This window comes from Pedobacter frigidisoli, from assembly GCF_004331675.1.
Taxonomy (GTDB): Bacteria; Bacteroidota; Bacteroidia; order Sphingobacteriales; family Sphingobacteriaceae; genus Pedobacter; species Pedobacter frigidisoli.
The window spans coordinates 1-20,672 of sequence record NZ_SJSN01000032.1; the positions used below are offsets into that span (position 1 = coordinate 1).

Here is a 20,672-nt window from a genome sequence, read left to right on the forward strand (position 1 = left end):
AGACCGATGTTCCACTTTACTCCCAAACGAATAGAAGCTCATGTATGTATCTGTTTTGTAGCTTATAAGGTCTATAAAGAACTAGAACGTATACTAAAGAATAATCGGTATAAGATCAGTGTAGATAAGGTCTTGGAAGTTGCTAAGACGGTCACAACACTGAAAATAAAATTACCAAACAGCGGAAAGATCATGAGTAAAACAATGATTATTACCGAAAGACAGAAAGCAATCGAACCACTATTTTCCGATGATTTTTGGAAATCTCAATTTGGGTGACGCATTGGCGAAGTCAGGAGAAAATGAAAAGATAACACTCAAGGAATTTAGTAAACTGTTAAGGTGTTCTTATCGCAAGGCACAAAAGGTATTGGTAAATTTGATTCTTACCAACGTAATTAGAACACATACGTCAGAGAAGGAAGAATATTTTACAGCTGTAAAGTAAATATGCATTTTTTGGTGCTTCTTATTAAGACACAATAATTACAAATTTTAATACCTCGAAATTAACTTTAGGTGAGCAATAATTTATAAGGTTAAAAAACCGACCTTTGCAGACTTATGTTTCCTAAAATCTACGCCAAATATAAACCTTACTACAAAGAAAATCTTCATTTGGCGATGCCAATTGTGGGTTCACAGGTTGGGCATACTTTAGTACACATGGCAGATAGTATTATTGTGGGGCATTTTACCGATACCACACAGCTTGCCGCAGTCTCTTTAGTGAATAGCATTTTCATATTGATTATGGTAATTGGTTTGGGCATTTCCTACGGATTAACTCCCCTGATTGCCCAAGAAAATGGTAGACAAAACCATGAAGAATGCGGAAAGCTTTTATCCAATAGCCTGATCATTAATGTGCTCGTCGGGATATTTCTTTATGTACTCGTTCATTTTGGCGTTCTGTTAGTGATAGATCATTTAAACCAAACTCCAGCAGTTGTTTATTATGCTAAGCCATATTTGGGTTTATTATCTATTTCTATCATTCCTCTACTCATTTTTCAAACCTTTAAACAGTTTGCCGAGGGTTTGGGATTTACCAAACAAGCAATGTTTATTTCGATTTGGGGTAATGCACTGAATATTATCTTAGGAATAATTTTCGTAAAAGGTATGTTCGGTATTAAATCTATGGGAGTTAGTGGTGTTGGATGGAGTACACTGATCGATCGACTTTTGATGGCGACGGTAATGGGAATTTATGTTTTAAAATCGCAGAACTTCAAAAAATACTTGGTTGGCTATAAGATTAATTTTATTGATAAAATTAGGGCTTTGAAGATTATTAAAATTGGTGCGCCTGTTGCCATGCAATATTCTTTTGAAATAAGTGCTTTTAGTGGAGCTGCCGTACTTATCGGAACAATTGGAGCAGTTGAGCAAGCAGCTCACCAAATTGCAATTAGTTTGGCGGCAATGACTTATATGATGGCTGGTGGTGTAGCTTCGGCTGCAACAATTAAAACCGGCAATAATTTCGGCAAGAATAACTTTGAGGATCTACGCAAATCAGCTATTGCCAGTTATCATGTTATTTTATTATTCATGAGCTGTACAGCAATCATTTTTGTTTTGGCTCACAACATTATGCCTTTTATTTATACTGAAGATTTAAAGGTTGTTCCAATTGCAGCCCAACTATTAATTATTGCTGGTTTCTTTCAACTATTTGATGGAACCCAAGTTGTGGGCTTAGGTATTCTCCGTGGCATTGGCGATGTAAATATTCCAACGTTTATTACATTTTTGGCTTATTGGGTGGTTGGAATTCCAGTTGGCTATTTATTAGGTTTTCAGTTTGGTTTAGGCGTAAACGGCATTTGGTATGGGTTAACTTTTGGATTGCTAACGGCTTCTATCCTATTGTTTCTTCGGTTTCAAAATAAAACTAGATCACTTAACTTGAAAATTGCAGAAACACTTTAGCTAAATTTTCCTCGACCACTAAATTTATTTTCCACCAACATTAACAACAATACCAAGGGTAAAAATAGAATTACCTGCAGACATATATTTTCTGCTTTTTAAACCAATATTGCTGCTTGTAGTGTATTGAAGCTGGATATTCTTGCTCAATCCCATTCGGGTAAAAAAGATTGGCTCAAAGAAAATATTATCTTCCTTAGGTTGAACCACACCATTTAAAAAGAATCTATCCATTTTCACGTGACTTATTCTCAAAGCAGTTCCATAATTTATTGGGAAATCAGTTCCGAAAAGCCTTAGATTATTTTTCTTTTTTGAACTGTAGTTAACTTGAAGAAAAGATTTTCGATAATCTACCTCTTGAACTTCATTGCTAATTAATACATCGTCCTTATAATCTCTGAAAGTAATATCACTCCAACCCTTTCCAACACCACCATAAATTTCTATAATTCTATTGTTATCTGGACCAAAAGTATCAAAATAACCTCCTCCAATTTCAATCAGCTTGTGTCCAAAGTCTTTAGTTCGTCTTTCGCTATTCATTGTAGAACCGCTAAAAATTACGCCAATATGATCGGAAACAGCATAAGCACCATTAATGCTGGCATTGCCTTTAAGGGAAATATGTCCGCCACCACTAAACTCTCCTTGCTTACTTAGCATTGGTGTATTGGGTACGTTTGGCATGTAAACTGAAGAACAACTGCTTGCAAAAAGCGCTAAAACTGGGAAAGATAAACGTAAGTATTTATTCATAGATGATTTATAAACAGATTTTCAAGTCAAAAATTGTGCAAAAATTAAATTACTCGTTAGCTTGCTGATTATATCTTTTAATTATATTTCTTATCTCGTCAATCGAGTAGCTATCAATATCCTTAAATTCAGAAGCCAAAAGTATATTATCGGCAATTAGTTCGTAAAAATTTCCCTTGCGTTTGCTCTTACTATTTGTTAGATTGATTATCTGATTTGTTTTAATAAGTTTAATACCAGAATTATCTTTTTCTGCAAACCATTGAATTGATGTGTTTCTTGATGCTACACCTGTTGCGCCATGCTGTAAATAAATATCACTAGTTTCTTTATATAGTTTAATTTTCCCGCTTTCAATACGTTCTAGGGTACTTGTGTATCCATTTGGATGAGCAATTAATATATGCGGATATTCATCCTTAGTGGAAAAATATTCTTTTATATCTTTCGCCTTAACCTTAATATAATTGTCAGAACCAACGGCCTTATACTTGACTGCTCCCAATAGCTCTTCTTTGATTTCACACTTAATAGTATCTCCATTTGTTTTAATAACATAATCACTAATAGTTTGTGAAACAGATAGCTTAGCAATGAATACTAAGGATAAAAAGATAAAATATCTCATCGTTAAATATTTTTTAATATTTTAGTATTGCGTAAAACCAAGAAAATTTATCACCCTTTTAAACTCATCATGCAAATCGGCTTTTATATGAATTTTTTCAAAAGTCACTGGATGTGTGAAACTTAATTCTGATGCATGCAATAACATAGTAGACATATTCCATTGATCTACAAAGAATTTATTCTGCTTATTACAGCCATGGGTTCTATCGCCAATAATAGGATGTAAAATATGGCTAAAATGTCTTCTTAATTGGTGCATGCGACCAGTTGTTGGCTTAGCCTCAACTAATGAATATCTCGAGGTTAAATGTTTACCAAATGCAACATCAACCTCAGCCTTTTGCAAGGTCTTAAAAGAAGTAAAAGCTTCCTGAATGGTTCCATTCTCTTTTGCCAAAGGATAATCAATATCCATGAAATCAGGAGTAAAACCTCTTAATATTGCTAGGTATTTTTTATGAGTTTCTGCATTCATAAATTGCTGTTGCATAGCAATTTCAGTAGGTTTATCAAAAGAAAATAATAAGATTCCACTAGTTTTTCTATCCAATCGATGTACAGGACTAACTTTTTTTCCGACCTGGTCGCGTAACAGTTGAAGCGCAAATTCAGTGGCATCTCTCGCAATCGAAGATTGATGTACCAATAAGCCATGTGGTTTATTAATTGCAATTAAATGTTCGTCCTGATAAATAATCTCCAACATGCGGCGAAGATAAGAATTAAGAGAATATATCGAATGCTAATCGGTAAGTGTTGCAATGCGCATCTACAATATCTTTAATATCTGCTGAATATCCACCGCCCATACTGACTTGAACTGGAAGATTCTTGTTTTTGCAAGCTGTTAAAACCAACTTATCACGATCCTTGCAAGCCATTTTACTCAAAGCTAGTTTACCCAACTTATCTGTAGAAAGAACATCGACACCAGCTAAGAAAAAAACAAAATCTGGTTTTGAACTTTCGAAAGCCTTGGTCAAATTTTTATCTAATAAATTAAGGTATTCATCATCTTGTAGGCCATCATCCAATGGAACATCAAGATTTGAAGTTTCTTTTCGAAATGGGAAATTCTTATCACCATGCATAGAAAAAGTAAAAACTCTTGGCTCGTTTTTGAAAATCTCTGCAGTGCCATTACCTTGGTGCACATCTAAATCGATTATTAATATACTACTAGCTAAATTTTTATTTAACAGATAGTTAGCTGCAATTGATTGATCATTTAATAAACAAAAACCCTCACCCCAATTACTACCAGAATGATGGGTCCCACCTGCAACATTAAATGCAATTCCATTATTCATTGCGAAATGTGTTCCATCTATTGTTCCCCGTGTAATTCTCAATTCTCGCTCGACCAATTGCGCATTTAAGGGAAATCCAATTCGCCGTTGCTCTTTGGATGATAAAGTTAAATCACGCAATTGCTCCCAATAGTTTTTATCGTGAGTAAGCAGAATAATTTCTTCTGATACTACTTCAGGGCAAAATAAATTTTCTTGCTCTATAGTACCTTCATGCAATAATTGTTCTGGAATTAATTCATACTTCAACATCGGAAAACGATGTCCGTCAGGTAATGGATGAGCGTATAAAGGATGCCAAGCAATCTTAATCATTTAACTTAAAATCTCTTCTACATGCTTCTCAATATTATTACAGATTTGATCAACAGGCAAGTCATTTGCATCATAACCAAATGGATCCTCAATTTCTTCAGCTATAAGCTCCAAACTCGCTAATACATAGAGGATAAAGGGAACAATTAATACTAAATAATAACCCAAGCTAAACACCCATCCAATTGGAATGGTGAGTACATAGATAAAAACGAATTTCTTAATAAACGCACTGTAAGAAAAAGGGATGGGGGTATTTTTTATTCGCTCACAGCCTCCGCAGATATCGGTAAACTGATTCACATCATTCGTTAAAACGATAAGTTGCTCTTGCGAAATTAATCCCTGCGAGGTAAGTTCATATAATCTTAAGATTATACTTCCCGCAATTTGGTTTGGAATATGCTTGCTCTCTTCAACTTCGATTAGAAAACTATTTTTGCCAAAATATTTCTTTTCTCTTAAATGCTCTTTTAATGCAAAAGCATACTTAGGAATACCATATTCGAAAAAACGGGTGTCTTCATCTGGAAGTTTTAGCGCCTTAATTTTCATTGCAAAATTTCGACTAACGTTGGTAAGCGCTCCAAGCAACTTCCTGCCATCCCACCATCTATCGTAAGAAGTATTGGTTCTAAAAACCAGTAGCATAGAGATCACAAAGCCGAGAAGACTGTGCATCATGCCAATATTACTAACGTAATCGCTCTTGGAAAGTTTGAAAACATTTAGCTCTAAGAATGCAACGAAAGCTGAAAAAATCGACATGCTTATCATTAGAGGCCATAACTTGTGAATAGTATCGGCCTTATGAACATGAAATATAAACGTAAACCAGTCTTTCGGGTTGTAATTGATCATACTTTTTTAGTTGGAGTTTAAAACTTCTTTTGTGACAGAAAGCAAGGCTTGCCCGGTTAAATAAATATCTTCGAATGAATTGTAAAGCGGTATTGGGCTCAGCCGAATTACATCAGGCTCACGCCAGTCGCCAAGAATATGATTTTCAACTAAACCATCAAAAATTTGTTTTCCTTTTTCTTTTGCGATGATTGATAATTGAGCACCTCTTGCATTAGGATTTTTTGGTGTAATGATTTTATACTGCTCAAAACCTAAATCCTTATTCACTTCACCTATAACGAATTCCAGGTAGCTTGTTAAAGCAATACTTTTCTCTCTAAGCGGAACCATAAAGCCAGCTTTTTCGAAAATTTGAAGTGAAGCATGGTATAACGCCATGGGCATTACCTGCGTACAGCTGATTTGCCAGCCATCCGCTCCAGCTTCTGCCACGAATCCTTTTTCCATCTTAAAGCGCTTGTTTTCTTGATAGCCCCACCATCCGGCAAAACGATTTAAACCTGCATTTCCGAAATGTTTCTGGTGAACAAAAATTCCACTGATACCACCAGGACCAGAATTTTGATATTTGTAAGAGCACCAACAAGCGAAATCTACATCCCAATGATGCAGCTTAACCGGAACATTTCCTGCGGCATGGGCAAGATCCCAACCTACAATTGCACCAATATCATGACCAGCTTTAGTTATCGCTTGCATATCGTACCATTGGCCTGTATAATAATTTATCCCTCCGAAAAGCACTAATGCGATCTCATCAGCATTTTCCTCAATTTTAGCAATGATATCTTCTGTACGAAGAATATCTTCACCATCCCTAGGGAAAACCTCTATAATCGCTTCTTTTGGATCGAAACCATGAAACCTGACCTGGCTTTCAATGGCATATTGATCTGACGGGAAAGCGCCGCCTTCCATTATAATTTTAAATCGCCTGCTTTCAGGCTGATAAAAGCTCACCATCAATAAATGAAGATTTACTGTTAGCGTATTCATTGGGCAAACTTCCTCTGGCAAAGCACCAACAATCGGAGCCATCAATTTTTTAAGCTCCTTATGATAAAACATCCAAGGCTCGTCACCATCAAACCAACCCTCCACAGCATAGTTTGCCCAATTGTCTAATTGCTTACCTAATACCTCTCTCGCTACTTTAGGTTGTAAGCCTAATGAGTTACCACATAGGTATATAAATTCTTTCTCATTATGTTTTGGAAACAAAAATTGATTTCTAAAATCCTTTAATTCATCAGCCTCATCTTGAGCCTTGGCGAACGCTAAGTTGTTTTCTAAGTTCATTGCCTCAATATTACAAAAAAAGCAGGTATTGTTTCCAATCCTGCTCTTTAAAGAAGTGATAAATATTTTAAAACTTCATGGTATCATGTTTTCCTAAATCTGGTGTATCGCCAGTAACAACAGCTTTTAACATGCTAAAAAGGACCACAATTTTAGAAGATGATGCATCCCAATATTCGGCCTCTTCTGGAGTTACCTTAATTAATATCAGTCTTGGATCTTCAATTCCATCAGGAAACCATGCTTTTACAAATGGAGAGAAATAAGCTTCTTTTCTTACTTGATCATCGACCAACTCAGCCTTACCCTTAACAGTTAGGTAAGTATTTTTAGATGGATCGCTATAAGCCAATAATACATTATTTTCTTTTGAAATCTCTTTTGATTTTGGCGAATATTCGTTTGTAAAAAACCAAATGCTGCCGTCATCCTCAATTTTTGCCGTGCCCATCGGACGGCTTCCAAATTCATCGTTTGCAGAAAAAGTGGTGAACATACAAGTTCGCACGCTTTCTGCCATCTCTTTTAAAATTGCTATATTTTTCTCGTTTTTCATTTTTATAGGTATTTAAATGAAAACAGGGTTAGTACAGAAATGTTTGATTCAAACTAAACCTTATTCGGTTTGCTTACATATTTATTACCTAAAACAAAAAACCGCCATGGCAATAAAGCATGTTCTTGTGCATAAGCAATGCCTACACGCGGAGATGCAACAATTTCTTCATCTGAATAATAGATTTGATGATCTTCAATCCAAATTTCATCTCCACTTAAATCCTTTGAATTGAAGCTTCGATCTATCCCAAGGGCTTTGGCAGCAGAACCTGGTCCAGAAGATATTGCAGCCTTTGTAACCAGCATATTTCTTCTTTCCTCCATAAATGCTTTGCCAAGTAATGGCTCAATGGCTCTAACTAAAACAGCATGAGGATCATCTTTTACGGAACTAACAACATTGAAAAGATTGTGCATTCCATAGCATAAATAAACATAAGCTACACCACCTTGACTATACATTGTTTCGGTACGATTAGTTCGTCGACCGCCATAAGCATGAGATGCCTTATCTTTAATACCGAAATAAGCTTCTGTTTCTACAATTATGCCCGCAGAAATTTGACCATTGATTTTAGTGAAAAGCACCTTTCCTAAGAGGTCTTTTGCAAGACCAACCACATCTTCGTTAAGGTAATAAGCTGGAGATAGCTTCAATTTTAATTAATGTATTGATTTAATAAAATAGTTATAACTTTTTCTAAATAAACCTGATCAGTATCATTGAAATAATCTAAGAACTCACTATCAACGTCCAAAACGCCAATCACTTCCCCATCTTTGATTAGCGGCAAAACGATTTCAGATTTTGAGGCTGAGGCACAAGCGATGTGTCCTGGAAATTGATCTACATCAGGTACAATTAAGGTTTTACTTTTTTGCCACGATGAACCGCAAACACCTTTGCCTTTCTTAATTCGAGTACAAGCAACTGGCCCTTGAAATGGACCTAAAACCAATTCGTCGTTTTTAACTAAATAAAAACCAACCCAAAACCAATTAAACTGTTCTTTTAGTGCGGCAGAAACATTCGCCATGTTGGCAACGAAATCAGTCTCACCAAATACTAATCCCTCGATTTGAGGTAATAATGCTTGATATTGCTCCTCTTTAGTTGCGGTTCTGTTTATTGTTAAATCTTCTGCCATAGCACAAAGTTAATTAGGATTTATCTTATTTCAGGTTTTCGTTTTGATAATGACAAAATTTTGAAAAGATAGTAGTGGTAAATTCATTAGTTTTGACGGAGTTATCCTTAAAAAGAATGATTGTAGCTTTAACCATCACAAAATTTCGAAACACCACCATTCCCTTTGCATTTCTAGGGATGGCCATTTTGCGCTTTCCGCTTTGGTTAAACAAAAAATGTAGATTTTGGAAATTAATGGGCAGTGGAAAAGATGCGCAAGTAGATCTCAGTCCAGATTTTAAGCATTGGGCCATCCTTACCACTTGGGACAATAAGGGAGATTGCGATCAATTTTATAAAAGATCGTTTCCAATTAAATGGTTTCGTTATTTTGGAAAAGAGGAGTTTACAATTTTACTCAACCCTTTATCATCACATGGTTTATGGTCAGGCATACAGCCTTTTAAAGCTGAAAATAAAACTACTTATAGCGGTAAGATTGCCGTCATTACTAGGGCTGCCGTTAAGTTTACAAAGCTAAGGGAATTCAAAAGTAATATTAAGCGGGCAGCAATTGCTATGCGAAATGCTGATGGTTTTATCTTTTCTGCAGGCGTTGGCGAAAATCCATTCTCAGACCAAGCAACCTTTTCCATTTGGAGAGATGCCGAAAGCATGAAAAATTATGCCTATAAATCCTTTGATCATTCGGACGTGATAAAACTTACTAGAGAGCGTCAATGGTACTCAGAAGAGTTATTTGCCAGGTTTGAAATTATCGATAGCTGGGGAACGTTAAACGGTCAATATATATAAAACTAAATCAAATAACACTAAACCTCCAAGTCATTATAATTTAAATATGAGAGTTATTGCAGAGCTTCCACATCCAGAATGTAAGATTACTATTTTCTCAATGAATCAAAAGTATATTGTGAAAATTGAACAAGGCACATTTGAGCAGAGTTATAAGTTGGCCGAATTAGATTTAAGTGGAGGAGGTGTAAATGATGTATTCGAAATATTGGACGAAGAGTTTATCTCAACAGTAATCGAACGATTTAAGCTAATGAGAACTGATTTTACTTCCGCTTACAAAAGACATCAATTTTAATTAGGTAAATATCATAACTTATTTATTTACAGTTAGTTATGTTTATTAACAGAATTTTATTTTGTAATTTACATCTTATTTTGTCTTAAAATTTGATTTCATAGATGATATTTATTTAATTAAAACAACTTAAAATACTGAAATACAGATCAATAAACAAACAAACGAAACATAATTCGGATGGTAAATATCGCCAAATAAATAAGATGTTTGATAGAAAATCAATTTTTTTAAGATTTCAACTTATCAGTATACCAGCGCTATTTATATAAATTAGGCAAGTGAAATGGAAGTGTTACAGACCTCATCGGCTTTTTAATCAGCAGATTATTACAGGAAATGATCATGGGGTCTAATCATAACACCGTAACGATATGATACATTATCCTGCTTGACTACGGTAAGTTTAAATAATAGTTAGGCTTAGTTAGCCATATATTCCTTAACCTCTCCCTGCCATTTCGGTTAATTTTCTGGCTAAATCTTTCCCTAAATAACCATCAATAATCGCATGCACAACATAAAGAATCGGAGTCATTAATATCGCGACGATAAATTTGTAGGTGTAATTAACCAAGCCAATTGCCGCAACCATTTGCCAGCTATAATGGTATTGAGGATTGAGGTAGAATGCGATAAAAATTACCACGAAACTATCAATCAGTTGAGAAACCACTGTCGAACCCGTAGCTCGCAACCATAAAGACTTCTCTCCTGTTATTTTCTTTATGCGATGAAAAATCAAAACATCGGCCAGCTGACCAACAATAAAGGCGATAATGGAACCAACAATAATCCACATTCCTTGCCCGAATATTCCTGCAAATGCATTGTTCATATTCAAATCTTTGCCATTAATGTTTTGGTGTACCCAAAAATCGGCAGCGCTTAAATGCATCGAACCCCAAACCACCATAAAGGCAAAAGCAATTAATATTGAAGTTAGAATAGATAAAAACCGAACTTGTTTCACTCCAAAATATTCATTGATAATATCCGTCATGATGAAAATGATTGGCCAAGTGAGCACACCCGCCGACATTACAAATGAAAGATTTGGAACACCAAATAAGTTAATATCGAACTTGTTAAAGCCCAATGTTTCTTCAACACTGAATAATTTAACGCCGATAAACTCTGATAAAATTGCATTTGCCACAAAAAAACTTCCCAGAACGAGAAGTAAACGGCTTTCTTTATTTTTAAAAGTCATAGACGATAAATTTAAAAATAATTCGCGGCAGATTCATTTATTTAAATATTTATTCTACCTAAGCTTGAGTAGGGACTTATATTTGACAATCATTCAACCTTAAAAATAGTTTAAGAACTTAAATCTCACAATCTTTGCGGCTTCAAAAATCGGAAACCCACATGGCTAAGAAACAGCACTTCTATCTTATTTTAATTTTAGGTTCATTGGCGGCTCTTGGCCCGTTTTCGATTGATATGTATCTGCCTGGCTTTGTGGACATTGCTAAAGATTTAAAAAGCACAGAATCTACCGTGGCCCTTTCATTATCCAGTTTCTTTATCGGGATTTCTGCTGGTCAATTGCTTTATGGTCCATTGTTAGATAAATACGGGCGTAAAAAACCATTGTATTTTGGCTTGGTGCTTTACATCGTTGCGTCTTTTTTATGTTTAGCAGTTACCGATGTTAACCAATTAATCGTTCTTCGTTTTATACAAGCCATAGGAAGTTGTGCTACAGCCGTTGCTTCGGTTGCCATGGTTCGCGATTTATTTTCGGTTGAGGAAAGTCCGAAAGTTTTTGCTTCCTTAATGTTGGTTATTGCTGTTTCGCCGATGCTTGCCCCAACTGCTGGTGGTTATTTAATTGCTGCTTTAGGCTGGAAATCTGTATTTGTGTTTCTTGGTTTCATGGCCATATTGATGTTATTGGCCTCAATTTTTAAACTACCAGAAAGTTATAAACCAGACCCGAATTATTCTCTAAAGCCGAAACCAATTTTAAACAGTTTTTTAACGGTTTTAAAAGAACCTCAGTTTTCTACTTACGCTCTCATCAGTTCGATAACCTTTTCAGGTTTGTTAGCTTACGTTTCGTCATCGCCAACAGTTTTTATTAAAATTTATCAAGTAAGCAAAACAGGCTACGGTTGGATTTTCGCAATATTATCCGTTACTTTTATTGGCTCAAGTCAGGTGAATAGCTTAATCTTAAAATGGTTTACCAGCAAGCAAATTGTAAAATGGGCACTTTTGGCTCAGTGTGTTTTTAGCTTAATATTCTTAGTTTTTGCGTTGAACAATTGGCTAAATTTATATTCAACAATCGGTTTTATAGCATTATTCTTATGTTGTTTGGGATTTATTAATCCAAACGCAGCAGCATTATCATTAGCACCATTCAGCAAAAATGCTGGAAGTGCATCTGCCTTGATGGGCGCTTTACAAATGGGATTAGGCGCTTTAGCATCGGTAATGGTTAGTTTATTTAGTGAGCACTCAGTAGTCCCGATGCCTTTGGTTATGACGGTTGCAGCATTTATTGCCTTATTTTGCTTGCTAATCGGAAAAACATTTATCAAAACTGAAATTGAAGCATCTGCTGATGCTGCTGTAGCCAGTCATTAATTTAGCAGGTTGCAAAATAGATCCTAAACAAGTTCGGCATAAGACATAGCAAATATTCATAAGTAATTTATAAACCCATGAGTCATTCTGCACATAGTTCTCTACTAACCATAAAAACAGTAATTATGAAGTTAGTTTGAATTTTGTAACTTTGATTTATGAGTAAGTCAGAATCCATAGAAGAGTTTTATCAAAAGAAGTTTGATTTTTTACCAGACAACTTACAAAAAGACATTGGGCATTTTAATGTTTTTAGAATGGAAGATTGTATTGGCGATGATAAACCACCAATGAATTACAGCCGAAGAGATTTCTACAAAATCGCTTTAAATCGCGGTCATAACATTTATCATTATGCTGATAAAAGCGTAGAGATTAATGGAACGGCACTCATGTTTTTTAACCCACAAGTACCTTATACCTGGGAATTGGCAAGCGGTAAAATGAGCGATGTAAGAGGCTTTTTCTGCATTTTTACGGAAGCTTTCTTTACTGAAAAAATTAGAGGTAACATTGGCGATTTACCAATGTTCGCCGTTGGTGGGAAACCGGCTTATGTTTTAAATGAGCAGCAAGACGCTCATGTATCTTCTATTTTCGAAAAAATGTTGGATGAAATTAATAGCGATTACATGTATAAATATGACTTGTTAAGAAACTACACCACCGAAATAACGCACTTTGCGCTTAAAACAGAACCCTCAGAAGTTTTATACAAACATCCTGATGCTAATTCCCGAATTACCTCAGTTTTTACGGAATTATTGGAGAGACAATTCCCTATTGAAAACCCATCGCAAAGATTTACCATGCGCTCGGCAAAAGATTACGCAACTCAACTTTCGGTACATGTAAACCACCTAAATAGAGCCATAAAAGAGACAACAGGCAAGACCACTACACATTATATCACGGAACGTTTATTAAGCGAAGCCATGGCTTTACTTAAGCATACGGATTGGAATATCTCGGAAATCGGTTATTGTTTAGGCTTTGAAGAGCCAACACATTTCAACAACTTTTTCAAAAAATTAACCAACCATACTCCTACTTCTTATCGTATTGTTTGAATTTCGTAATCATCAGTTTGATTGACGTAACATTAAACTTCAATTCCCACAGTAATTTTGTCTTAACAAAAAGGATAAAATTATGGGACTTAAAAAAGTTTGGTTTGTAACTGGTGCATCTAAAGGATTAGGACTAAGTTTAGTAAACCAATTATTAAAAGCAGGTCAATCTGTCGCGGCAACTTCCAGAAATGTAAACGATTTAATTGCGGCAGTAAATTCAAATTCTGAAAAATTTCTTCCCTTAGCCGTAAACCTTGCTGACGAGTTAAGTGTAGGACATGCCATTAATGCAACGGTTGCTCAATTCGGACGAATTGACGTTGTAATTAACAACGCAGGCTACGGCATTGGCGGCAGTATCGAAGAATTAACCGATGAAGAAACGAGAAACGCTTTCGATATAAACGTATTCGGAACACTAAATGTAATTAGAAAAGCGAGTCCGCATTTAAGAACGCAACGCTCAGGCCACATTATTAATATTGCTTCAATCGCTGGTATTGTCGGTGCAACAGGTTGGGCGGTTTACGCTGCAGCAAAAGCAGCTGTGATTGCTTTATCAGAAGTATTGGCTGAAGACCTGAAAGAATTCGGCATTAAGGTTACAGTTGTGGCACCTGGTGCTTTCAGAACAAGTTTTCTTACAGAAGAATCTTTAGTACTTGCGAAAAATCCAATCGATGCTTATGAAGAAGTTAGAGCGGTACATGCAAGATATTTAAAAATGGATGGCACACAAGCTGGCGACCCAGAAAAAGCTGCTGCAGCGATGATTTCTTTGGCAAGTATGCCAAACCCTCCTATTCATTTGCTTTTAGGGAATGATGCTTTGCAAAGAGCAACCACAAAAAATGATGCGCTAATAAAACAATATCAGGATTGGAAAGCAATAACAATTTCAACAGATTATTAGTAAATCGTCATTGCGAGGTACGAAGCAATCCTACAACACTAGCTAGCGAAATGCAACGCATTAAGATTGCTTCGTGCCTCGAAATGACGAAAAGGTTATAAATATTTAAAAAACAAAAATCATGGAAAATAATAAAGTATGGTTCGTTACAGGCGCTTCAAAAGGCCTCGGACTAACATTAGTAAAAAAATTATTAAGCATTGGACATAATGTTGCTGCAACATCGAGAAACTTAAGCGATTTATCGAAAGCGGTTGGCGAGTTTGAAAACTTCTTGCCGCTAGCAGTTGATTTAATTAACGAGGAAAGCGTTGAATCGGCAATAAGTCAAACCATCAGCAAATTCGGACAGTTAGACGTTGTAGTGAACAATGCAGGTTACGGAATGCTTGGTGCTTTAGAGGAATTGAGCGATAAAGAATCTCGTGAAAATTTCGATGTAAACGTTTTCGGTTCTTTAAATGTGATTAGAAAAGCGTTGCCTCAAATGAGGAAACAACAATCAGGACATATTTTCAACATCTCTTCAATTGGCGGATTTTCTGGAAACTTCCCTGGCTTCGGAATTTATTGTGCTACAAAATTTGCCGTTGCGGGCTTTACAGAATCACTTGCTGGCGAAGTAAAATCGCTTGGCATAAAAGCTACAGTTGTTGAGCCTGGTTACTTTAGAACAGAATTTTTAACTTCAGGTTCATTGGCCGTTCCAAAAAATCCGATTGATGCCTACAAAGAAGTTCGTGACTCACAAGCTGCACATCAAAACGACATCAATAACCAACAACCAGGCGACCCTGCAAAAGGTATTGATGTAATTATCGCCGCTGCTGAAAGCGAAAATGCACCTGTACATTTATTTTTAGGTCCTGATGCTTACCACGTTGCAAATGCAAAAATCGCTGATGTACAGAAAGATATGGAAGACTGGAAAGCTTTAGCGACAGCGACAAATTTTGATGAAGTTTAGATTCTTTGTCATTCTGAACGCAGTGAAGAATCTCTAACCGATTTGCACTGTTCAAACTTACCTCACCTGTTTTGGGTTCGATGGCTATTTGCATTAGTTTTCCATAGCTCTGAGATTCTTCATTGCATTCAGAATGACAACAATATTAAGGGATAAGCAATTATCCCTTTTTCCATTTTATACTGCAACCAACTGCTTTCGTTGATGATATTGTAGGTTTTTTGCCTGCTGATAATTCATTAATCGCATTTTGAACATAATTAATTTTAGTAGAATTTTCACCCTCCGAATCATTATCAATCGCTCCGATATACTCCACTACATTTCCTTTATTTGTTTTACTCAACACAAAAACATGAGGTGTTTTTAAAGCGCCAAACTGTTTGGTTACTATATGATTTGGGTCTAACAAATAAGGAAAACTAAAATTCTTTTCTTTGGCCAAGGCCTGCATTTTCTCAAAGCTTTCATCAGGAACGGCGCCAGCATCATTAGGATTGATAGCCACAACAGGATAACCTTTGCTTGCGTAAGATGTATTCAATGCCGAAACTCTTTCCTGATATCCCTTAGCCACAGGACAAGTATTGCAGGTAAAAACAACAATGTATCCTTTCGCATCTTTGAAATCAGCGAGCGAAACCGTTTTCGAATCAACATTTTTTAATGCAAAATCTTTAACTACATCGCCAACTTTATAACCCTCATTTTGGGCAAAGCTGAAGCTTGAAACCAACATAAAACCAATTAAAAATAAATTTTTCATGATATTCTATTTTAAGTTTAACAAAGTATTTTTGAGTTCCGTTTCGGTAAATTCTTTTTCGTAAAAGCGCCTTACTTCCTTATTCACAAACAAAGTTGCAGGTATCGCTCCCGACCACTTTTTATCAATTCGTTCGATGTATTGCTGTTGGTCTGGCTCATTTAAAAGGAAAACCTCGGCTTTAATATTATTCTTTTGTACAAATGGAATAACTTCTTTCTGCAATTTTGATTTAAAATCCAAGCTCACTAAAAGTACTTTAACAGGTTTCTTGAGGTTGGCTAATCTTAGTTTTTCAAAATTCGACAACTCTGCCACACACGGCGAACACCATGTTGCCCAAAAATTGATTACATAAGTAGTGTCTTTTCCTTTAGCGATGCGTCTCTCCAAATCATCAAGCGTAAGCATCTTCACTTGTGCATTAACCGAATAAGTAATTAAAGATAAGCAGATTATAAAAAACACACGCATAGTTTTATAACGAAAATTGAGGGGTTTTAGTTTGTTTATTTTACCATATAAGACACGTAAGAACATTTAAGCTAATATGTTCTTATATGTCTTATATGGTTGAATTTTATTTGGATGTTGAGCAAAGAGACTATTTAATTAACCGAGCCCGATTTTACTAAAACTCTTTGATAGGCAGGTAAATTCAAATCATCAACAATTACACCTCTATTTGTACTTGCATGTACAAAAAAGCCGTTATTCAGATAAACACCAACATGGTCAACATCATTTCCTCCGAATGAAAAGAAAACCAAATCACCCTCTTTTAAGTTATCGATGCTTTTTTTATTTACAGCCTTGGCCTGGTCGCGTGAAATTCGGGGCAAGGTTACACCATAAATTTCTTTCTCTAATAAAAACGCAAAGCCAGAACAATCAATACCGCTTTTATCCAATCCGCCGAAACGATATTTTACGCCAGTCCAATCAGTAATGAATCTGTAAAGCTGTTTGCTTTTTAAGTTCGACATCGCATCTGCTGCCTTTGCAGCTTTTGTATCGCTTTTAACAGTATATTTCCTAGAACCACAGGCAGTTAAAACAAGTGAGAGTATTAAAACTAGCCAAAAAGAATATTTCGTTTTTAACATACCTTTATTTTTTTGCCGCAGATTCGCAGATTATTTTGTAAAACTTTTTATTATGAGATACTTAAATCTTTAAAAAATCCGTGATATTCCGTGTTTCCGTGGCAGATTCAATCTGCGAATCTGCGGCTAACCTAATTTTTTATCAACCTTTGTATCTCATCCAATTTAAGCAACGCCTCCACTGGTGTTAACGCATTTACATCCAAATTATTAAGGTTATCTCGAATCTTAACTAAAACGGGGTCATCAATGGCGAACATTTGTAATTGATATGCCTGATTTTGAACTTTTTTAATACTGTCTTTTATACTTTGTCCCTCTGTCCTATCTATTTCTAGTTTCTTTAAAATCTCGTTAGCTCTACCGATTAACTTTGGCGGCATCCCAGCCATTTTCGCCACATGAATACCGAAACTATGCTCACTTCCGCCAGGAACCAATTTCCTCAAGAAAATAACTTTGTTCGTCATCTCTTTAACCGAAACGTTGAAGTTTTTAATACGAGGCATCGTGTTTGCCAATTCGTTTAGCTCATGGTAATGCGTTGCAAACAAGGTTTTCGGACGGGAAGTCGGATGTTGATGCAGAAATTCTGCAATGGCCCAGGCAATGGAGATACCATCGTAGGTACTCGTTCCGCGACCGATTTCATCCAATAAAATTAAACTATCATCAGAAATATTATTTAGAATACTGGCGGTTTCATTCATTTCTACCATGAATGTACTTTCTCCTGATGAAATGTTATCTGATGCACCAACACGAGTGAAAATCTTATCTACTAAACCAACATCAGCAGCCTTAGCAGGTACAAAACAACCCATTTGCGCCATCAATACAATTAATGCCGTTTGCCGTAAAATAGCCGATTTACCTGCCATATTGGGACCAGTAATCATAATGATTTGTTGCGAATCGGTATCCAAATAAACATCGTTCGTAATGTATTCTTGCCCAACGGGTAACTGTTTTTCGATTACAGGATGGCGTCCACCCTTAATATCAAGCACTTTATCGCTATTTACAGTCGGCTTAGTATAATGGTTTTTTTCTGCCAATTGAGCAAAACACAACAAGCAATCGAGTTGCGCAATCAGAAACGAATCGAGTTGAATCGGTTTGATATAACTGGCCGTTTCGTACATCAACTCATTGTATAAGCGAATTTCGATGGCTTGAATTTTCTCTTCAGCACCTAAAATTTGTTCCTCGTATTCTTTAAGTTCAGGTGTAATGTATCGCTCCGCGTTAACCAAAGTTTGTTTACGAATCCATCCCTCAGGTACCTTATCCTTATGCGTATGTGTAACCTCTAAATAATAACCGAAAACATTATTGAAAGAGATTTTTAGCGATGGAATTCCAGTGGCTTCCGCCTCACGTTTTTGAATTTGCACCAAATAATCTTTACCACCGAAAGCAATTTTTCGTAAGCGGTCTAAATCTTCATCAATGCCATCATTAATTACATTTCCTTTTATCAATAATGCTGGTGGCTCGGGTTGAAGTTCTCTCTCAATCCTTTCCCGAATCGCCAGGCAAGGATTTAGCTGGTCGGCAATTTTAATTAAAAACGGGTTTTTAGAATTCGCAGCAAGGTGTTTAACGGCTTCGATATGTGTCAATGCTCTTTTCAGAGCCACCAATTCCCTCGGACCAACACGTTGCAAACCAACCTTTGAAATCAACCTTTCTATATCGCCGATTTGTTTAATATGGGTTAAAAATTCCTGCTGAATCTCTGTGTTTTTCACAAAGAAATCGACCATTCCTAAACGCTCTTCAATTGGTTTAAGCTCTTTAAGTGGCATAATAATCCACTTTTGAAGTAAACGAGCGCCCATCGGTGTGCAAGTATGGTCGAGGATATCGAATAAAGTTACGGCGTTATCATTGGCAGAATGCACCAATTCCAAATTCCGAATCGTAAACCTATCCAACCACATATAGCGGTCTTCCTCAATTCTGCTAATCGAAGTAATGTGCTGTAAATTGCGATGTTCCGTTTCGCCTAAGTAATGCAAAATAACGCCTGCAGCAACGATTCCACTTTGCAAACGCTCTACCCCAAACCCTTTCAGCGAGGCAACTTCGAAATGTTTAGTTAGCGTTTCTTCGGCATAATCAGTGGTGTAAGGCCACTCATCCAAACCAAAAGTATAGAATCTATCGCCAAAATTTTCTGTAAAAACCTGACGTTTAGATTTCTGAAAAATCACTTCCGTAGGTTTAAAACCCTGCAAAAGTTTATCAATATAATCGCTGTTTCCCTGAGCAATCATAAATTCCCCGGTCGAAATATCTAGAAATGAAACGCCGATTTGTGTTTTATCAAAGTAAACAGATGCCAAATAATTATTGGACTTCTGATTTAAAATATTATCACCATAAGCCACCCCAGGCGTAACCAATTCAGTAACACCACGTTTAACAATATTCTTGGTTAATTTCGGGTCCTCAAGCTGGTCGCAAATGGCCACACGTTGCCCTGCCCTAACCAATTTCGATAAATAATTATCTAAAGAATGATGCGGAAAACCTGCCAATTCCAAGGCGCCTCCATTCGGACCGGTGCCTCTTCTGGTTAATACGATACCTAAAATTTGTGCGGTTTTGATGGCATCTTCACCAAATGTTTCGTAAAAATCTCCAACCCTAAAAAGTAAAAGTGCACCAGGATACTTCGCCTTAATCGCGTTGTATTGCTGCATTAACGGGGTTTCTTTATTCGTGTCTTTAGCCAAAACTGAAATTAATTTGCAAAAGCTATAAAGATAACATCATTCATCGTTCTACGGCTGTTTTGTTGAAAAGTTGAAAGATTGTTATTTATTAAACGGATAATTAGGGATTGGAATGGTTAATTATGATTAGAAAATGAACGGTTCTGTACTTTTCGGATGCTGCAGTCCTGCTATCCACTTTACTCCGTTGTTAGCCGCTAGGGCTAACACTACGTGCTCGTTCCTATCAGGTTTAGAAACGAAGTCTGATTTGCAATAGCCCAAGGCAATTTGTATTCCCCTCTAATAGCTAATCTTTACACACATCTTTATATTTCATTATTTCGGCATACACTACAAATTGTAGGTTGAATTTATCGAAGCCATCTTTGATGGTAATGTATCCAGGTGGACCGTGAGATTTGTATCCGCTCCATCCCGCCAATCTGGCTAATAACCAAGTTCCCCAGGCAAGCGTATGCTTTTTGTAGGGGTTTTTCTGCAACTCGGTTGCGCCTTCTACCCGCTGCCTTACTACGTCTAGATAATCCAATTGGTGAGGTGTGAATACTTCTTCCACCTGCATCATCTGGTCGTTTAGCGCAAG

General features: G+C 36.3%; 21 protein-coding genes and 2 pseudogenes. 8 read left to right on the plus strand and 15 right to left on the minus strand.

The genetic code is table 11. The features are described 5' to 3' along the window. Both EZ449_RS22890 and EZ449_RS21695 read left to right on the plus strand, forming a co-directional pair. Nucleotides 1-279: pseudogene (locus EZ449_RS22890) on the plus strand (IS1634 family transposase); the annotation flags it as partial. Nucleotides 280-564: 285 nt separating this feature from the next. Next, nucleotides 565-1,938: an MATE family efflux transporter gene (locus EZ449_RS21695; protein WP_131562869.1), complete on the plus strand. Its 1,374-nt coding sequence runs from the start codon at nt 565-567 to the stop codon at nt 1,936-1,938. A 24-nt stretch (nt 1,939-1,962) separates the two neighbouring features. Here EZ449_RS21695 and EZ449_RS21700 read toward each other — a convergent pair whose 3' ends face one another. From EZ449_RS21700 to EZ449_RS21740, 9 genes are all read right to left on the minus strand, one after another. Continuing rightward, entirely contained in the window at nt 1,963-2,697 is a 735-nt protein-coding gene (locus EZ449_RS21700; protein WP_131562871.1) for a hypothetical protein, read from the minus strand. Nucleotides 2,698-2,746: 49 nt separating this feature from the next. Beyond that, entirely contained in the window at nt 2,747-3,325 is a 579-nt protein-coding gene (locus EZ449_RS21705; RefSeq protein ID WP_131562873.1) for a hypothetical protein, read from the minus strand. A 21-nt stretch (nt 3,326-3,346) separates the two neighbouring features. Beyond that, a complete protein-coding gene (locus tag EZ449_RS21710; RefSeq protein ID WP_131562875.1) occupies nt 3,347-4,033 on the minus strand; it encodes a pseudouridine synthase in 687 nt (228 codons plus the stop codon). A gap of 16 nt (nt 4,034-4,049) precedes the next feature. Further along, on the minus strand, nt 4,050-4,952 hold the full coding sequence (locus EZ449_RS21715; protein WP_131562877.1) for a histone deacetylase family protein: 903 nt from the start codon (nt 4,950-4,952) through the stop codon (nt 4,050-4,052). Then, on the minus strand, nt 4,953-5,813 hold the full coding sequence (locus EZ449_RS21720) for a bestrophin family protein (protein WP_131562879.1): 861 nt from the start codon (nt 5,811-5,813) through the stop codon (nt 4,953-4,955). It lies immediately after the preceding gene. A gap of 6 nt (nt 5,814-5,819) precedes the next feature. Further along, nucleotides 5,820-7,115, minus strand: coding sequence for a kynureninase (gene kynU / locus EZ449_RS21725; RefSeq protein ID WP_131562881.1), 1,296 nt, complete (start codon nt 7,113-7,115; stop codon nt 5,820-5,822). Between the two features lie 67 nt (nt 7,116-7,182). After that, nucleotides 7,183-7,671: a pyridoxamine 5'-phosphate oxidase family protein gene (locus tag EZ449_RS21730; protein WP_131562883.1), complete on the minus strand. Its 489-nt coding sequence runs from the start codon at nt 7,669-7,671 to the stop codon at nt 7,183-7,185. Nucleotides 7,672-7,724: 53 nt separating this feature from the next. Beyond that, the gene (locus EZ449_RS21735; protein WP_131562885.1) at nt 7,725-8,330 is read right to left on the minus strand and encodes a DNA-3-methyladenine glycosylase; all 606 of its coding nucleotides are present in this window, start codon (nt 8,328-8,330) and stop codon (nt 7,725-7,727) included. 2 nt (nt 8,331-8,332) lie between these two features. Beyond that, on the minus strand, nt 8,333-8,821 hold the full coding sequence (locus EZ449_RS21740) for a GAF domain-containing protein (RefSeq protein WP_131562887.1): 489 nt from the start codon (nt 8,819-8,821) through the stop codon (nt 8,333-8,335). Between the two features lie 116 nt (nt 8,822-8,937). Here EZ449_RS21740 and EZ449_RS21745 point away from each other — a divergent pair, with 116 nt between their 5' ends. Both EZ449_RS21745 and EZ449_RS21750 read left to right on the plus strand, forming a co-directional pair. Next, a complete protein-coding gene (locus EZ449_RS21745) occupies nt 8,938-9,618 on the plus strand; it encodes a DUF3291 domain-containing protein (RefSeq protein ID WP_131562889.1) in 681 nt (226 codons plus the stop codon). 46 nt (nt 9,619-9,664) lie between these two features. Beyond that, nucleotides 9,665-9,916 (plus strand): hypothetical protein, encoded by a 252-nt coding sequence (locus tag EZ449_RS21750; RefSeq protein WP_131562891.1) that lies wholly within the window; start codon nt 9,665-9,667, stop codon nt 9,914-9,916. A gap of 442 nt (nt 9,917-10,358) precedes the next feature. Here EZ449_RS21750 and EZ449_RS21755 read toward each other — a convergent pair whose 3' ends face one another. Further along, nucleotides 10,359-11,129: a queuosine precursor transporter gene (locus tag EZ449_RS21755; RefSeq protein ID WP_131562893.1), complete on the minus strand. Its 771-nt coding sequence runs from the start codon at nt 11,127-11,129 to the stop codon at nt 10,359-10,361. A 161-nt stretch (nt 11,130-11,290) separates the two neighbouring features. On the opposite strand from EZ449_RS21755, the gene EZ449_RS21760 reads away from it, so the two are divergent. The 4 genes from EZ449_RS21760 (at nt 11,291) to EZ449_RS21775 (ending at nt 15,470) form a co-directional block, all read left to right on the plus strand. Further along, nucleotides 11,291-12,517 (plus strand): multidrug effflux MFS transporter, encoded by a 1,227-nt coding sequence (locus tag EZ449_RS21760; protein ID WP_131562895.1) that lies wholly within the window; start codon nt 11,291-11,293, stop codon nt 12,515-12,517. Nucleotides 12,518-12,675: 158 nt separating this feature from the next. Beyond that, entirely contained in the window at nt 12,676-13,587 is a 912-nt protein-coding gene (locus EZ449_RS21765; protein ID WP_131562897.1) for a helix-turn-helix domain-containing protein, read from the plus strand. 82 nt (nt 13,588-13,669) lie between these two features. Continuing rightward, entirely contained in the window at nt 13,670-14,503 is an 834-nt protein-coding gene (locus EZ449_RS21770; RefSeq protein WP_131562899.1) for an SDR family NAD(P)-dependent oxidoreductase, read from the plus strand. 121 nt (nt 14,504-14,624) lie between these two features. Continuing rightward, the gene (locus EZ449_RS21775) at nt 14,625-15,470 is read left to right on the plus strand and encodes an SDR family NAD(P)-dependent oxidoreductase (RefSeq protein ID WP_131562901.1); all 846 of its coding nucleotides are present in this window, start codon (nt 14,625-14,627) and stop codon (nt 15,468-15,470) included. 160 nt (nt 15,471-15,630) lie between these two features. Here EZ449_RS21775 and EZ449_RS21780 read toward each other — a convergent pair whose 3' ends face one another. From EZ449_RS21780 to EZ449_RS22760, 5 genes and pseudogenes are all read right to left on the minus strand, one after another. Continuing rightward, nucleotides 15,631-16,236 (minus strand): thioredoxin family protein, encoded by a 606-nt coding sequence (locus EZ449_RS21780; RefSeq protein ID WP_131562903.1) that lies wholly within the window; start codon nt 16,234-16,236, stop codon nt 15,631-15,633. Between the two features lie 6 nt (nt 16,237-16,242). Then, entirely contained in the window at nt 16,243-16,710 is a 468-nt protein-coding gene (locus tag EZ449_RS21785; RefSeq protein WP_131562905.1) for a TlpA disulfide reductase family protein, read from the minus strand. A gap of 134 nt (nt 16,711-16,844) precedes the next feature. Then, complete coding sequence (locus EZ449_RS21790; RefSeq protein ID WP_131562907.1) at nt 16,845-17,342, minus strand: C40 family peptidase; 498 nt, start codon at nt 17,340-17,342, stop codon at nt 16,845-16,847. A gap of 131 nt (nt 17,343-17,473) precedes the next feature. Further along, the gene (gene mutS, locus EZ449_RS21795) at nt 17,474-20,053 is read right to left on the minus strand and encodes a DNA mismatch repair protein MutS (RefSeq protein ID WP_262711155.1); all 2,580 of its coding nucleotides are present in this window, start codon (nt 20,051-20,053) and stop codon (nt 17,474-17,476) included. A 322-nt stretch (nt 20,054-20,375) separates the two neighbouring features. Then, nucleotides 20,376-20,672, minus strand: a pseudogene (locus EZ449_RS22760) (hypothetical protein); the annotation flags it as partial.